Below are 15,589 nucleotides of genomic sequence, written 5' to 3' on the forward strand. Positions count from 1 at the left end.
TTTAAGCTTCGCTGTCGTTACGCTTCGACATCCCCGGACGCGCCGCCGACGATCTCCGTGAGCGAGACGCCGAACCGCGAGTTCTCGTCCTCGACCACCACGACCGCGCCACGGGCGACGATACGACCGTTGACCACCACTTCGACCGGCTCGCCAACGCGATGGTCGAGCGGAATGACGGCGCCGCGCCCAAGCTTCATGAGGTCCGCGACCGGCATGGTCGCCGAGCCCAGCAGCACCTGAACCGTGACTGGAATGCGCAGGATCGGATCGAGGTTGGTGATCCGATTGGTCTCCTCCACGGCGCGCGCGGCGAGGTCCGCGAGCTTGCCGAAGGAGGCGGCGCCCAGCTTGTGCGTCTCCGTCGTCCCCAGGGTCTGGGAGGCATTGGTGTCTGTTTCGAACGGCTGCATCATCTCACCTGCTTATTCTGGTTTCTTGTGACCGGCGACCTGATCGCGTCAGGTTTGCCGACGCGAGGCCTCGCCAAGGGCCTCGATGTCCGTGACCGCCTTGCGCGCCTCGTCGATCTTGCTGCCGAGGACATGAACCAGTTGCTTCCCCTCGGCGTTGAACTCACGCATCATCAGCACCATGTCGTCGACGGCCTCATTGGTCTTGTCGAGTACTGCGGCGAAATCGCCCTGCCCGGCGCGCAGCAGCACCAGTTCGCGATGCATCCGTGTCACGCGGATGCTGGTGACGAGGAGCGCGATCACAAGGACCAGGTCAACGAGATAGGATGCCATCGATGAATTCCCGCTTTTGGTCGGCCGTTTCCTTCACCTGCAGCGAGTAGGCGCCATTGAGCTGCCCCATCTGGCACCAGAACAGGCGCTGATTGTTGCACTCCAGCCGCACCAGGGTATCCGGCGTGGCATTGAGCTTGATCACCTGGCCGACATGAAAATTCGCAACCTCGCCAAGACTGAGCGAGCGCTCCTCAAGCACGGCGCGCAGCACCACCTCGGTGCGCTGGATCTCGCTGTGCAGTTGCCGGCTCCAGTTCGGATCGGTCGAGACGGATTCGCCGGACACGATCTGCGACAGCGACTGGCGCAGCGGATTGAGCACCGAGTGCGGGATGACGACGAACATCTCGCCGCCGCGATCGAGCCCCTGCACCAGGACCTTGGCATAGACCGCCATGTTGTTGAGCCGGCCGATCGCGAGATAGTCCATCCGCGTCTCGACGCGCTCAAGCTCGAACTTGACCTCCGTCGCACGCGAGAACGACGACTGCAGCGCCCTGCCGAAGCGCTCGAACAGCGCCTCCGCGACCTTCAGCTCGACATTGGAAAATACCCTGGGCATATCGAGCGGCGGCTCGGCACCATCGGCGCCGAACAGCAGTTCGACCATCGTGTAGATGAAATCGCGATCGAAGCCGATCAGGATGCGACCATCCCACGCCTGGGCGTAGAACACCGCGACGATCGCCTCCGACTCGTAGCTGTCGAGAATTTCCGACATCCGGCTGCTGCCGACACCGGTCAGCGAGAAGTATGACTGCGACGGCGACATCGACCGCAGGCTCTCTGCACAGAGGTTGGTCATCTGGTCGAAGATCACATGCAGCATCGGCATGCGCTCGACCGAAATACCCGCCGCGCCGAGCAGCTGGTCCGGCGCCTGATCCCGCATGGACTTATCCTCCAACACTAGGCTTTCGCTCCCGCAACCTTGGCAGCCGGCTCGGCCGCGCCCGGCTTGGCAGCGCCCGGGATGGTCTCGCTTTCGACAACGTCGATCGACGGCCGCTCGCTCGGGCCGATCATCTTGCGGCCATGCTCAATGGCGATCTGCGGCAAGGCACCGTTCATGAACGCCAGTAGCGCCTGCTTGACGATGATGTAGAGGCGGCTCTGCTGCTCCCTGACCATCTTGACCTTGGTGGCGAGCGGCGCGACCAGGCCATAGGACAGAAAAATGCCGGCGAAGGTGCCGACCAGCGCCGCGCCGATCAACCCGCCGAGCAGTTTGGGCGACTGATCCAGCGCGCCCATCGCCTTGATGACACCGAGCACTGCCGCAACGATGCCGAGCGCCGGCAAGCCTTCCGCCACCGCCATCAGCGAATGATAAGGTTTCATCTTGCTGCGGACGATGGTCTCGATCTCCTCGTCCATAAGCGCCTCGATCTCGTGCGGACGGGCGCTGCCCATGACGATCAAGCGGAAATAGTCGCAAACGAAGTGCGTCAGCGAATCATTGGCGAGTACTGTCGGAAAGTTCTGGAATATCTCCGACGAAGCCGGATCGTCGATATGCGCCTCGACCTCGTTGCGGCCCTTGTTGCGCACTTCGCGCATCAGCGCATGCAGCAAGCCAAGCAGGTCGAGGTAGTGGCGCTGCTTCGGCACCGCGACGGTCAGCGCCTGCATGATGGCGACGCCGGTATCGACCACCACCTTCCACGGATTGGCCACGATGAAGGTGCCGGCGGCCATGCCGGCAATGATCACGAACTCCCACGGCTGCCAGATCACGCTGATGTGCCCACCGAGCGCCACGAAGCCGCCCAACAGGCTGGCGATCGTGACGATCACGCCAAAAAGAATGCTCAAGCCGGCCGCTCCGAATCAAACCCTTGATTCGTTTAGGCAGCGACGCTTGCACGGAGCTGACCGGCCTTCCGGCACGGCAGGCCCGCGCAAGCTTGTCGGCCGATTCTCGCTGACAACCTGATCCTCATGCCCGCGCCGGAGTCGCTTGTCCGATGACGTCGACCATCGCCACCTACCAGATGATCTCCAACAACATCGTGCGGCAGTTGCAGCAGACCGCCAAGAGGCCGGACGTATCGCGCGACACCGACTACTACCTGCAGCACATTGGCCAGGTGAAGACGATCGACCAGTTCCTCGGCGATTACCGGCTGTACTCCTACGCGATGAAGGCCTTCGGCCTGTCCGACATGACCTACGCCAAGGCCTTCATGCGCAAGGTACTGACGGAGGGTGTCACCTCGTCCACCAGCTTCGCCAACAAGCTGGTCGACAAGCGCTACCGCGACTTCGCCGCCGCCTTCAACTTCGCCTCGCTGGGCGACAGGGCGACCAGCACCACCGCGGCGACGACCGGCACCGTGAGCAAGTATGTGCGCCAGACGCTGGAGGAAGACGCCGGCTCGCAGAGTGAGGGCGTGCGCCTCGCTCTCTATTTCGAACGCAAGGCGCCCAGCATCACCAATGTCATGCAGATCCTGTCCGACAAGGCTCTGCTCCAGGTCGCCCAGACCGCGCTCGACATCTCGCCGATGACCTCGATGGCCGCCGTCGACAAGCAGGCCACGATGCTGGCCAAGCAAATCAACGTCGCCGATTTCAAGGATCCGGCGAAGCTGAGGACCTTCCTGCAGCGCTTCAGCGCGATGTGGGACATGCAGAACACCGACGCGGCATCCTCATCGCCGGCCCTCACCATCATCACCGGCGGCCAGTCCAGCGACATGGGGCTCAACGCCGATATTCTCACCAGCCTGCAGAATCTCAAGCTCGGACGCTAACGCCCATGCAATCCGCCCTCTATGTCAGCCTCTCCGCCCAGGTCGCGCTGGAAAAGCGGCTCGAGACCATCGCCAACAACCTCGCCAACATGAAGACCACCGGCTTCCGCGCCGATGCCGTCAAGTTCGAGGCCGCGATGTCTCGCGCAGCGACCCAGCCGGTGGCCTTTGCGTCGTCGGGAGAGAACTTCATCTCGCGCAAGCCCGGGGGCGTGACCCGCACCCAGAACAGCCTCGACGTCGCCATTGTCGGCAACAGCTGGATGTCCTTCAACGGCCCCGCCGGCCGCGTCTACACCCGCGATGGCCGCATGCAGATCGCCGGCAATGGCGAACTGCAGACGGCAACCGGTTATCCGGTGCTCGACGCCGGCGGCATGCCGATCATTCTCGATCCGGAGGGCGGGCCGCCGACCATCACGCGCAACGGCACTATCGCGCAGGGCCCCAACCAGGTCGGTGTGCTCGGCCTTTATGACATTCCCGCGAGTGCACGGCTGGAGCGTTTCGGCAACTCGGGGGTCATCCCCGACCGCGCCGCATCACCGGTGATCGATTTCCTGCAGACCGGCTTCCAGCAGGGCTTCGTCGAGGATTCCAACGTCGATTCGATGTCGGAGCTGACCCAGCTGATGACCGCGTCGCGCGCTTTCCAGAGCGTGTCGTCGCTGATCGACGGCTCGGAGAGCACGATGCAGAATGCGATTCGCTCACTGGGCGAACCGACGAAGGGATAGGGTTGGACGATATCGTGTCGCTCGGCTGGGGCGCACGACAATGCCTGCCATGAAGCGACGATTGAACTGGCGCCCTTTGTTGAATTCGGAATAAAGCCGATCCTCTGCGTATCCCACCGGACCTGATGCTCCCATGAATGCCCTCGAACGGCTGGAAGTGACGCTGCAATTCCTGCGCAGGGAGGTACCGCCGGCGCGCATCGGCGGCTATGTCTGCGAGGTGACACCGACACATTACCGCGTCGCGGGACTGTCGAAATTCGCCAAGCTTGGCGAACTGATCGGGCTCGACATCGACGGCCAGATACAGCTCGGCGAAGTGGTGCGCATCGACGCCGGCGGCGTCACGGCCAAGCCGTTCGACTCCCACATCGGCGCCGGCCTCGGCCTAACGGCCTATCGCATGCCGCCGAAGACCATCGCGCCGCATCCAAGCTGGAAAGGCCGGGTGCTGAACGCGCTCGCCGAGCCGATCGACGGCGCGGGCGTGCTGCCGACCGGCGAGCGGGCGATGTCGACCGACGCGGGGCCGCCACCGGCCGTGGGACGCAGCCGCGTGCAGGCGCCGCTGCGCACCGGCGTGCGGGTGCTCGACCTGTTCACGCCGCTGTGCCTGGGCCAGCGCATCGGCATTTTCGCCGGCTCCGGCGTCGGCAAGACCACGCTGCTGGCGATGATGGCGCAGAGCCGTGGCTTCGACACCGTGGTGACGGCACTCGTCGGCGAGCGCGGCCGCGAGGTGCGCGAATTCCTCGACGACACGCTGGGGCAGGATCGCACACGCGCCATCACCGTGGTCTCCACCAGCGACGAGAGCCCGATGATGCGGCGCCTCGCGGCCAAGACCGCGACCACCATCGCCGAATATTTTCGCGACCGGGGCGAATCCGTGCTGCTGATCGTCGATTCGGTGACGCGCTTTGCGCACGCAGCGCGCGAGGTGGCGCTGGCGACCGGCGAACCGGCGGTGGCGCGCGGCTATGCGCCGAGCGTGTTCAGCGACCTGCCGCGCCTCCTGGAGCGCTCCGGCCCCGGCACGGAAGGACAGGGCTCGATCACCGGCATCTATTCGGTGCTGGTGGACGGCGACGACCACAACGAGCCGATCGCCGACACCGTGCGCGGCACGCTCGACGGCCACATCGTGCTCGACCGCGCGGTGGCCGACCAGGGGCGCTATCCGGCGGTCAACGTGCTGTCATCGGTGTCTCGCCTCGCCCAGCAGGTGTGGACGGCGGAGGAAGGCCACCTGCTGCGCCGGCTGCGCGCCATGATCGCCCGCTTCGAGGACACGCGCGACCTGCGCCTGATGGGCGGCTATCAGCCCGGCCGCGACGGCGAGCTCGACCAGGCGGTGCAGCTGGTGCCGAAGATCTATGACCTGATGTGCCAGATGCCGTCGGATCCGCAGAGCACCGAGCCGTTCCAGGAACTGCTGGAGATCATCAAGAAGGAGATTGGGTAGGCTGGAGGCGACGCCGCCGGCGCGCATGGCCGGGCGGGCGCCCCGCTGGGCAGCGCCACATGTCGGTGGAACGGGGTGCGGAGAGCCTCGGTTTCGCCGAAACGGCGAGCTTCTCCCGTGCGTTCAAGCGCTGGAAGGGCCTGTCGCCGCTGCAATTCCGCCGCCGTGGCATGATCTGACGGACCCACTGCCCGATCGCCTCGGGAACCCGTGCCAAAGCCGTGCGCCGCGTCACACGCCTGTCGGTTGAATTTACGGGCCCGGGGTCTTATGCGTGTCGCCATGACCATCGCCCTTGCCGCCGCAAAACCGCTGAATTCCTGGCCCCGTCACCGGGCGCATCCGGGGAAACCCGCGCCGTTCCTGCCGATGAGCCGCGCCGAGATGACGGCGCTCGGCTGGGACGCCTGCGACATCGTGCTGGTGACCGGCGATGCCTATGTCGACCATCCGAGCTTCGGCATGGCGATCATCGGCCGCCTGCTCGAGGCCCAGGGCTTTCGGGTCGGCATTATCTCCCAGCCCGACTGGCAATCGGCCGAGCCGTTCAAGGCGCTGGGCAAGCCGCGGGTGTTTTTCGGCGTTACCGGCGGCAACATGGACTCCATGGTCAACCGCTACACGGCGGACCGCCGGCTGCGCCATGACGACGCCTACACGCCGGGCGGCGAAGGCGGCAAGCGGCCGGACCGCTGCACCCTCGTCTACGCCCAGCGCTGCCGCGAGGCGTTCAAGGACGTGCCGGTGGTGCTCGGCGGCATCGAGGCATCGCTGCGCCGCATCGCCCATTACGACTACTGGTCCGACAAGGTGCGCCGCTCGGTGCTGGCCGACGCCAAGGCGGACATCCTGCTCTATGGCAACGCCGAGCGCGCCGTCGTCGAGGTGGCGCATCGCCTCGCTGCCGGCGAGAGCCCGCGTGACCTTGCCTCGATCCGCGGCACCGCGCTGTTCCGCCGCGTCCCCGAGGGCTACACCGAGCTGCATGCCGACGATCTCGACGCCGCCGACGAGGGCGCGGCGCGTCATCCCGGCGACACCGTGATCCGTCTGCCGGCGTGCGAACAGGTCGAACAGGATCGCGAGGCCTATGCCCGCGCCTCGCGCGTGCTGCACCGGGAGAGCAATCCCGGCAACGCACGGCCGCTGGTGCAGCGCCATGGCGACCGCGACCTGTGGCTGAATCCGCCGCCGATCCCCCTGACCACCGAGGAGATGGACGGCGTCTACGATCTGCCTTACGCCCGTGCGCCACATCCGTCCTACGGCGAGGCCAAGATCCCCGCCTGGGACATGATCCGGTTTTCGGTGACGATCATGCGCGGCTGCTTCGGCGGCTGCACATTCTGCTCGATCACCGAGCACGAAGGCCGCATCATCCAGAATCGCTCGGAAGGCTCGATCCTTCGCGAGATCGAGCGCATCCGCGACAAGACGCCGGGCTTCACCGGCGTGATCTCCGACATCGGCGGCCCCACCGCCAACATGTACCGCATGGCGTGCAACGATCCCAAGATCGAGGCGGCATGCCGGCGGCCGTCCTGCGTGTTCCCCGAGATCTGCCCGAATCTCAACACCTCGCACGACGACCTCATCCGGCTCTATCGCAAGGTGCGCGAAGTGCAGGGCGTCAAGAAGGTGATGGTCGCCTCGGGCGTGCGCTACGACCTCGCGGTGAAGAGCCCGGAATACGTCAAGGAGCTCGTCACCCACCACGTCGGCGGCTATCTCAAGATCGCGCCCGAGCACACCGAGCGCGGCCCGCTCGACAAGATGATGAAGCCGGGCATCGGCACCTATGACCGCTTCAAGGAAATGTTCGACGCCGCCGTGCAGCAGGCCGGCAAGAAATATTTCCTGATCCCCTATTTCATCGCGGCGCATCCCGGCACCACCGACGAGGACATGATGAACCTCGCGCTGTGGCTCAAGAAGAACCGCTACCGTGCCGACCAGGTGCAGACCTTCCTGCCCTCGCCGATGGCGACCGCGACCGCGATGTACCACACCGGCGTCAATCCGCTGCGCGGCGTGCGCCATGGCGGCAGCGACAAGGTCGAGGCGATCAAGGGATTGCGGCAGCGCCGGCTGCACAAAGCGTTCCTGCGCTACCACGATCCCGACAACTGGCCGCTGCTGCGCGAAGCGCTCAAGGAGATGGGCCGCGCCGACCTGATCGGCTCACGCCCCGACCAGCTCGTGCCCGCCCATCAGCCGCCCGGCACCGGCAAGGCTGCCGGCACCCGCCGCCCCATCCGCGACGGCGGCGGCAGGACACAGCGCTTCACCACCAAGGGCGTGCGCATCAGGAAGTGATGCCGCCGGCGTTGCCGGACGGCATGTCCGACCCGGCCGACGGCCTGCCTACCACGCGTAGCGCACCGTGCCCTTGCCAGCGTAGCTGCTGGTGCTACGGGAGAATTCGCCTTCGAAGCGACCGCCCACCGACACGCCGCTGCGCCATTTCATGTCGGCGCCGGCGGTGACGAGCGCGGCATCAGCGGCCGGCTGCGCGCCGTTGACCGTGAAGGCCGCGCCGGGCAGCGCCTGGAAGGCCGCGGTGATGGGACGATCGGTGTTGGAATCGTGCGCCCAGGCGAGACGGCCGCGCAGCGTCAGCACACCGTTGGACATTAAAAAGTCCTTGTCCAGCCGCGCGCCGACCTCGGTGCGGATATTGGTCGTGGTCTGCCCGCTGTAGGCGAGTGCGAACTGATTGCTGCCGGCGGCGGCGTATTCGCTGTATCCCGGCAGATAAAAGCTCGTGACCTGAACCGCCGCATAGGGCGTCACGCCGATCGCAGCGGCAGGCCAGGGCGCGAGGCGCCAGCCGACCTCGCCGCGCGCGGCAAACGTGCTGGCCTTGAAGTTCGCGCTCAGCTTGTCGGCACCCGACACGGTGACCGTGCGATCGGTGGTAACGTCCTGCCAGCCATAGGCGAGCGCCGCCGAGATATAGGCCGGCCCGATGGTATGGCGGCCATAAAGACCCGCCTGGAACAGGTCGGCGCGGCCGCCGCCGAGGCTGTCCGCCAGCGCGAAGTTGAAGCCCGCGCCGCCAAGCGCGAAGCCGAGCAGCGTGTTCGGCGCCACGCGATAGTCAGCGCCGACGATGGTGCCGTAGATGCGGCTGGTGGTGGTGCTCGTTCCGGACACGGCGTTGCCGCTCACTGTGCTCGCGCCACCGTAGCCTGAGGCCCACACGCCCCAGCGGCTATCGAAACGCTCGCCACCCCGGTCGAACGGCGTCACCGCCGCATAGGCCTCGCGGGTTCTGGCATCGCCGCCATCAGACGGAGCATAGCCGAGCGCAGTTCCCTCTCCGCCCGCGCTGCGCTCGCCGTCCATGCCGCCACCGCCGAACGGATCGAGCATCGAGACGAACTGCTGCATGGCATTGAACGCGCCCTGCGTACCGGCAGCACCCGGCTGGCCGGACACCTGGTTGAGCGCGCCGGTCTGCTGCGCGCCGCCCATGTTGAGCAGCGCGTCGAATCCCGCTGGTGGCGTCGTCCCACCCAGTACCGCGCCGTTAATGGCGCCGGCGACCTTGGCCTGGTTACTGCCCGCGCCCGCGGGCAGTACGATCAGGCCGGGATCGAGCACGAGGTAGACGTTGTTCGGATCGTAGGTGAGGTGCGGATTGCGCGCGAGCGGAGCAATACTGCTGCCGGTGACGCTCAACCCGGCGAACTGCGTGCCGCCGAGCCCACCGGTGGCATTGAGGATGGTATAGGTCTGGCTACGGAAGCTGGCGGGCAACGTGACCGCCTGCACGGTGCCGCCAGTCAAGGTCGCCGCGCCCAGAACGTTGATGCGATCCGCCGATGTCGGCAGGACCTCGACCCGATAGGTCGAACCGGCGTTGAACGTCAGGCTGCCATTGACCGTGATGGTGCCGATGGAGTTGCCCGGCGACAGCGTGCCGCCATTGTTGATGACGGTCGTCGGCAGTTGCCCGGTGCCGCCCAGCGTGCCGCCGCCGTTGACGGTCACGCCGCTCGACGAGGCGATCGACCCGTTCACCGCCAGCGTGCCGCCGTTGACGATGGTCGCGCCGGTATAGGTGTTGGTGCCCGACAGGGTCAGCGTGCCGGTGCCGCTCTTGGTCAGTGCGCCGCTGCCCGTGAGACCGACGTCGATGGCGCCTGCCTGAACGTCAAACACGCCGGACGACGACAGCGTACCGTTGGTGATGCTGCCACCCGTCAGCGTCACGCCGCCGTTCTGGATCTGGGTCGTGCCGCCGAGATCGAGCGTGCCACCCGCAACAATGGTAGCGGCGCCGGTGCCACCCAAGGTGCCGGCGCCTGCGATCTTCAGCGTCCCCGCGTTGATGGTGGTGCCGCCGGAATAGGTATTGACGCCGCTCAGCGTCAGCGTGCTGGAGCCGGTCTTCACCAGCGAGGCGCCGGTGCCGCCGACCAAGCCGCCATCGGCGATCACGCCGCTGACCGTGGTCGACAGGTTATTGCCGCCAACCGTCAGCGCGTTGGCGCCGAGGTCGAAGGTACCGTTGCCGGCGATGGAGCCGGCGCTGAGCTTGTGGTCGTTGTTCGGGCCGGAACTGGGGGAGAAATCGAAGAGGGCACGGGCGCTGTTGTTGGTCAACTGCGCATTGCCTGCGGTGGACCGACCGGTAAATGCCACGACGCTGTCGGCATTGTTGCTGATCGTCGCGTTTTGCGCGGAGCTACCGCCATTGAAACGGACGACGGCCGAACTGCTGTTGAGGTTGATCGTGGCACTGCCGGCGGTGCTGCTGGCGTTGAAGTCGACGCCGCCGCCGCTGGTATTGATGGTTGAACTGCCGGCCGTGGCGGCGTTTGCGAAGGTGAGGAAGGAAAGGTTGGTAATGGTCGAGCTGCCGGCGCTGGAGCTGCCATTGAACCACATCAGGTTGTTGTTGACGATGTTCGCGCTTGCGGCCGTGCTCGAACCAGAGAAGCTGACGCTGCCGCCGGCATTGTTCGTGATGGTGGCATGACCGGCGGCGCTGTTGCCGGAGAAACTAACGATGTTGTTGTTGGTGATGCTGGTGATGCCGCTGGAGTCGGCGTTGAAGACGCTGAACGTGGCGCCGGCGCCGACAGTGACAGCCCCCAGAATGGAGCCGCTGCGGCCGGCGCTGCCAAGCTGCAACGTGCCACCGTTGATCGTGGTGCCGCCGCTATAGGTGTTGGCCCCGGACAGCGTCACGATGTCGATGCCGCTCTTGGTCAGTGCGCCGCTCCCGGCGAGCGAGGCATCGATGGTGCCCGCCTGAACACTGAATGTGCCTGAGGACGACAGCGTGCCGTTGGCGATGCGACCGCCCGTCAGCGTCACGCCGCCGTTCTGGATCTGCGTCGTGCCGCCAAGATCGAGCGCGCCACCGGAAACAGTGATGGCAGCACTGGTGGCGCCCAGCGTGCCGGCGCCCGCGAGCTGCAGCGTGCCCGCACTGATCGTGGTCCCGCCGGTATATGTATTGATGCCCGAGAGCGTCACCATGCCGACGCTGCTCTTGGCCAGTGCACCGTTCCCCGCGAGATTTGCGTCGATGACGCCTGCCCGAAGGTCGAACAGGCCGGCCGATGACAGTGTACCGTTGGTGATGCGGCCATCCATCAGCGTCACGCCGCCGTTCTGAATCTGCGTCGTGCCGCCGAGATCGAGCGTGCCGCCCGCGACTGTGGTGGTGGCGCTGCTGCTGCCCAGCGTGCCAGTGCCGCTGATTTGCAGCGTGCCTGCATTGACCGTCGTGCCACCGGTATACGTATTGGCTCCCGACAGCGTCACCGTGCCGGTGCCGCTCTTGGTCAGCGCGCCCGCGCCCGCGAGCACGGCATCGATGGTGCCCGCCTGAACGGCGAATCCGCCTGACGACGACAGGGTGCCATTGGTGATGCTGCCGCTGGTCAGCGTCACACCGCCGTTCTGGATCTGGGTCGTGCCGCCGAGATCGAGCGTGCCGCCCGCGACCACGGTGGCGGCGCCGATGCTTCCCAGCGTGCCGGTACCCGCGATCTTGAGCGTACCCGCATTGATGGTGGTGCCGCCGGAATAGGTGTTGGCGCCGCTCAGGATCAGCGTCCCGGCACCGGCCTTGGTCAGCGCACCCGGACTGGCGCCGGCGTCGGCGATCACCCCGGAGAGCGTGAGCGTGTTGCTGTTGGTATCGACCCTGCCGCCAGCGCTGCTCAGCGCAATGGCGTTGCTGATGGTCAGATTGTTCGCGCCGGCCTGAAGCGTGCCGCCGTCGATCGTCACCATGCCGGTGCCGAACGCGGAATTGTTGCCGGCCACGGCCGTCCCGCTGATGGTCGTGCCGCCGCTGTAGGTGTTGGCCCCGTTCAGGACCACGGTGCCGCGCGCGATCGCGATCGCCGCGCCCGCGCCCGTGCCTGCGGCGAAGCTGTGTCCGCTCGGCACGCTCGCGGCGCTGTCGTCGGCGATGGTGCCATTGATCGTCAGCGTTCCGGTCGGGCTGAAGGTGGTCGTCGCGCCGCTCATCAGGAACAGGCTGGAGCCCGCGGCCACGCCGCGGGCTGACGCGATAGAGCCGGCGCCGGCCGTCACGCTGTTGCCGGTGAACGAACCATCGCTGATGGTCAGGCTGGCACCACCGCGGACAAACACCGCACCGCCGAAGCCCGCGCCGCCGCCGCCATAACCGGTGGAGCCGCCGCCGCCGCCGACGCCGCCCGAACCGGGGCTTCCAAACAACGTACCGCCGCCGCCGCCGCCAAAGCCGCCGACACCACCGTTGGTGCCGAATCCGGAGCCACCACCACCGCCGCCGAAGCCCCCGTTGCCAGCGCTTCCGCTGTCGGTGCCGCCGCCGCCGCCACCGAAGTCGCCGCCATTGCCGCCATTGCCGCCGCCGTTGCCGCCGGCGCCACCGCCGCCGCCGCCAATTCCGCCGTCGGTGCCGGCACCATGGGTACCACCGGTGCCGCCGGCACCCGCGGCGAGGCCGCCGCCACCGCCACCGCCACCGCCATCGATGTCATTGGAGGTGCCCGAACCACCGGCGCCGCCGCCAAGGCCACCGCCACCGCCGCCGCCGCCGGTCTGGAAGGAAAACCGGACGCCCGACGCGCCACCGGCACCACCGCCGTTCGCACCGGAACTTCCGCTCGTCCCCATGCCACCGCCGCCGCCATTGCCGCCAGGACCGCTACCGCCAGCACCGCCGGGAATGCTGGTCCCCGCGTGATCGGTCGGACCACCGCTGCCGCCACCGCCACCGCTGTAGCCGCCGCCGCCGCCGCCCGCATTCTGTCCGGCGCTGCCGCCACTGCCGCCCAACCCGCCGCCACCGCCACCGCCGGGTGTGCCGCCGGCGGTTGCAGTGCTGCCGCCATTGCCGCCGGCCGCGCTGTTGTTGGCAAAACTGACATTGCTGATCGTGGCGTTGCCGGTATTGACGAAGATCGCACCGCCGGCGCCGAGTCCGCCGCCACCCCTGCCAGCACCGCTGCCGCCCTGGGCATTGCCACCGACGAGCGTGACGTTCTGGATCGTCGCCGTGCTGTTGAGGAAGAAGATCCGGTTGTTGCCCTGGGCATCGATGGTGTGGCCGTTGCCGTCGATGGTGATGTTGGCCGCCACCGGCGGCAGCAGCGTCGTGCCGAGCGCGATATTGTTTTGCAGCAGAATGCGGTCGCCCGCCGACGCGCCCGCGATGGCCGCGGACAGCTGCGATGCATCGGACACCAGGATGTCGCTGGCGGCCGCAGGCGTCGCCCCGATGACCGGAAATGCCAAGGCGATGACCAGCGATGTCGATGCGAGCCACGCCGCCCGCAACCTCTGCTTGCTCCCCAACCGAGCCACTACCGTCACCACTATCCCCGCCCCCTCTCACCGCACGGATCAGCCTCCCCGCTCATCCGTGCGCAACCGTCAGCAGCCCGGAAAATCGAGCGCGCGATACTTCATTTCACTGGAAGTGAGTAGTGTCCTGAAATCGCTGGGGATGGCGTTCTGAAAATTTCTGAAATTTCCGCTTCAGCGCCGTTTTCAGTAGTGTTTTGCTGTATTTAGTCCGCTCACGCCGCCTGGGGGGTCTTCGTGTTTCGTTTCGCCGGTTTCGAGCTGGACCAGCAGCGCGCCGAGCTGCGCGGGCCCGACGGCGTTGCCGTCAAGCTGCGTCCGAAGACCTTCGAGATGCTGCGGGTGTTCGTGACCAATGCCGGTCGCATCCTCAGCAAGCAGGAACTGATGGAGGCCGTCTGGCCGAACGTCCACGTCGGCGAAGACAGCCTCTTCCAGTGCATCCGCGAGCTGCGTGCCGCGCTCGGCGACGAGCAGCGGCAGACGATCAAGCTCGCGTCCGGCGGCGGCTATGTTCTGACCGCCGAGGTGAGCGCCGAGCCAGCCGAACCGCCTGCCATCCCGGACACCTCTACCATCCAGCCTGCGGACGACGCACCCGCACCGCCGGCTGAAACGGTCATCGAACCGTCGCAAGCCGAGCGGCCGGCCTTCGCCTTGCGCGGACGTGTGGCGATCGCCGCCGCCATTCTCTGCACCATCGTCGGCGTTGCCGTCGCGGCGACGACGTTCTGGCCGGGCCGCATCATCAAGCAGACGCCGCCGGTCATCACCGTCATGCCAATCGTTGACACCAGCAATGATCCCGGTGGCGCAATGATGGCACAGGAGGTCACCAGCCGCCTCGTGGACGGCTTCGCCAAGATCGACAATATCCGGGTTGTCACCACGGCGCGGCGCGAAGCGTCTGCCACGCCCGTGGTGCCATCTGATTTCGAAATCCGCGGCGAATTGCAGTATGGCGAGCCATCGTGGACGCTGCGCGCGCGCCTCGTCAGGACGGCCACCGGCGAGGTCCAGTCGGTGGCGACCGTTTCGGTCGGCCCCGAGGCAGCGGACGCCCAACTGCAACAGTCGCGCCTCGCGGCGGGCGTCGGTCATCCGCTTGCGCGCCGCCTCAACGAACTGATCGAGGCCAGCACATCGTCCGTCCCCCCGGAAGCGGCTGCCGGAAAAGCCAAGGTCGTCATCGAGCAGGCGACGGCATCGATCAATCAGACCACGCGCGAGCGTTTCGGCATGGCGCAGAGCATGCTGCAGAAGGCGCTCACCGACGCTCCCGACAATGTCGATATCGCCGTCGCACTCGCCTCGCTTCAGCTGCGCGGCATCCAGATGGTCTGGTTCAGCCCCGACCAGGCGATCGCAGTCGAGGCCGAGGCCAGCGCAACGCTCGAGCGCGCGTTGCGCGCCAGGCCCAATTCCATCGCGGTGCTCGAGACCTATTGCCGCTTTCTGAGCGCAACCAACCATTTCGTGGAAAGTCTCGTGGCCTGCGCCAGGGTCCTGAGCTTCGACCCCTGGCACGGCGGCGCGCTCTATCTCATCGGCCTCGGACAGGTCAATCTCGGCCGATTCGAGGACGCGCTCGCGACATTCCAGCAGGCCGACCGGTTCGATACGCCGGCGGTCTCCCGGTGGACGTGGCTGCTGGGTGTGGCATGGGCCAACATGCTGATGGGCCGCGACGCCGACGCACTGCCATGGCTGCAACGCTCGCTTGCCATCACCGGGGCATCGGGCCGCCCGTACATGGTGTTGGCCGCCATCCACCAAAAGGCCGGGCGGTTCGACGAGGCAAGGGCGGCGATTCAGGAGGGACTGAAATTGCGGCCCGGCACGACGCGGCTCAACGTCAGCCCGCCGACCAAGAACAGCAGTCCCGTCTTTATCGAAGCAACGGACAGGATCATCCAGCACATGGTCGATGCGGGACTGCCGGAGCGTTGAACCCGGCGATCGGCCACGAACGCGACAGCTGAAGGCGGAAGATATCGATCGCCGTGGCGCGGATGCCTGGGGCGGCAAGCGATCTCCCGATCGCTTGCCGATATAACG

The 15,589-nt window shown here is 66.7% G+C and carries 12 protein-coding genes; 7 read left to right on the forward strand and 5 right to left on the reverse strand.

The genetic code is table 11. The features are described 5' to 3' along the window. Positions 1-17: 17 nt before the first annotated feature. From fliN to motA, 4 genes are read right to left on the reverse strand one after another with little or no spacing between them, the layout of a single operon-like run. Positions 18-416 carry a flagellar motor switch protein FliN gene (gene fliN / locus AB4Z37_RS04210; protein ID WP_441515431.1) on the reverse strand — a complete coding sequence of 133 codons (399 nt, stop codon included), beginning with the start codon at positions 414-416 and terminating at the stop codon, positions 18-20. A 45-nt stretch (positions 417-461) separates the two neighbouring features. Further along, positions 462-749 carry a hypothetical protein gene (locus AB4Z37_RS04215; RefSeq protein WP_441515432.1) on the reverse strand — a complete coding sequence of 96 codons (288 nt, stop codon included), beginning with the start codon at positions 747-749 and terminating at the stop codon, positions 462-464. Further along, positions 730-1,644 carry a flagellar motor switch protein FliM gene (locus tag AB4Z37_RS04220; RefSeq protein WP_441515433.1) on the reverse strand — a complete coding sequence of 305 codons (915 nt, stop codon included), beginning with the start codon at positions 1,642-1,644 and terminating at the stop codon, positions 730-732. The genes AB4Z37_RS04215 and AB4Z37_RS04220 overlap by 20 nt, the downstream gene beginning before the upstream one ends. A gap of 17 nt (positions 1,645-1,661) precedes the next feature. After that, complete coding sequence (gene motA / locus AB4Z37_RS04225; RefSeq protein ID WP_441515434.1) at positions 1,662-2,567, reverse strand: flagellar motor stator protein MotA; 906 nt, start codon at positions 2,565-2,567, stop codon at positions 1,662-1,664. 152 nt (positions 2,568-2,719) lie between these two features. On the opposite strand from motA, the gene AB4Z37_RS04230 reads away from it, so the two are divergent. From AB4Z37_RS04230 to AB4Z37_RS04250, 5 genes are all read left to right on the forward strand, one after another. Further along, positions 2,720-3,508 carry a DUF1217 domain-containing protein gene (locus AB4Z37_RS04230; protein ID WP_441515435.1) on the forward strand — a complete coding sequence of 263 codons (789 nt, stop codon included), beginning with the start codon at positions 2,720-2,722 and terminating at the stop codon, positions 3,506-3,508. Between the two features lie 5 nt (positions 3,509-3,513). Next, positions 3,514-4,245, forward strand: coding sequence for a flagellar basal-body rod protein FlgF (gene flgF, locus AB4Z37_RS04235; protein ID WP_441515436.1), 732 nt, complete (start codon positions 3,514-3,516; stop codon positions 4,243-4,245). 133 nt (positions 4,246-4,378) lie between these two features. Then, positions 4,379-5,710: a flagellar protein export ATPase FliI gene (fliI, locus tag AB4Z37_RS04240; protein ID WP_441515437.1), complete on the forward strand. Its 1,332-nt coding sequence runs from the start codon at positions 4,379-4,381 to the stop codon at positions 5,708-5,710. A 59-nt stretch (positions 5,711-5,769) separates the two neighbouring features. Continuing rightward, a complete protein-coding gene (locus AB4Z37_RS04245) occupies positions 5,770-5,889 on the forward strand; it encodes a helix-turn-helix domain-containing protein (protein ID WP_441515438.1) in 120 nt (39 codons plus the stop codon). Between the two features lie 103 nt (positions 5,890-5,992). Further along, positions 5,993-8,026 carry a YgiQ family radical SAM protein gene (locus AB4Z37_RS04250; protein WP_441515439.1) on the forward strand — a complete coding sequence of 678 codons (2,034 nt, stop codon included), beginning with the start codon at positions 5,993-5,995 and terminating at the stop codon, positions 8,024-8,026. A 48-nt stretch (positions 8,027-8,074) separates the two neighbouring features. On the opposite strand, the gene AB4Z37_RS04255 is transcribed toward AB4Z37_RS04250, so the two are convergent. Further along, positions 8,075-13,411: an autotransporter-associated beta strand repeat-containing protein gene (locus AB4Z37_RS04255; protein ID WP_441515440.1), complete on the reverse strand. Its 5,337-nt coding sequence runs from the start codon at positions 13,409-13,411 to the stop codon at positions 8,075-8,077. A 4-nt stretch (positions 13,412-13,415) separates the two neighbouring features. On the opposite strand from AB4Z37_RS04255, the gene AB4Z37_RS04260 reads away from it, so the two are divergent. Both AB4Z37_RS04260 and AB4Z37_RS04265 read left to right on the forward strand, forming a co-directional pair. Then, positions 13,416-13,685, forward strand: a complete 270-nt coding sequence (locus AB4Z37_RS04260) for a hypothetical protein (protein ID WP_441515441.1) — start codon at positions 13,416-13,418, stop codon at positions 13,683-13,685. Between the two features lie 83 nt (positions 13,686-13,768). After that, a complete protein-coding gene (locus AB4Z37_RS04265; protein ID WP_441515442.1) occupies positions 13,769-15,481 on the forward strand; it encodes a winged helix-turn-helix domain-containing protein in 1,713 nt (570 codons plus the stop codon). Positions 15,482-15,589: the final 108 nt, after the last annotated feature.

Source organism: Bradyrhizobium sp. 2TAF24 (assembly GCF_052115025.1).
In the GTDB taxonomy this organism is placed as follows: domain Bacteria; phylum Pseudomonadota; class Alphaproteobacteria; order Rhizobiales; family Xanthobacteraceae; genus Bradyrhizobium_A.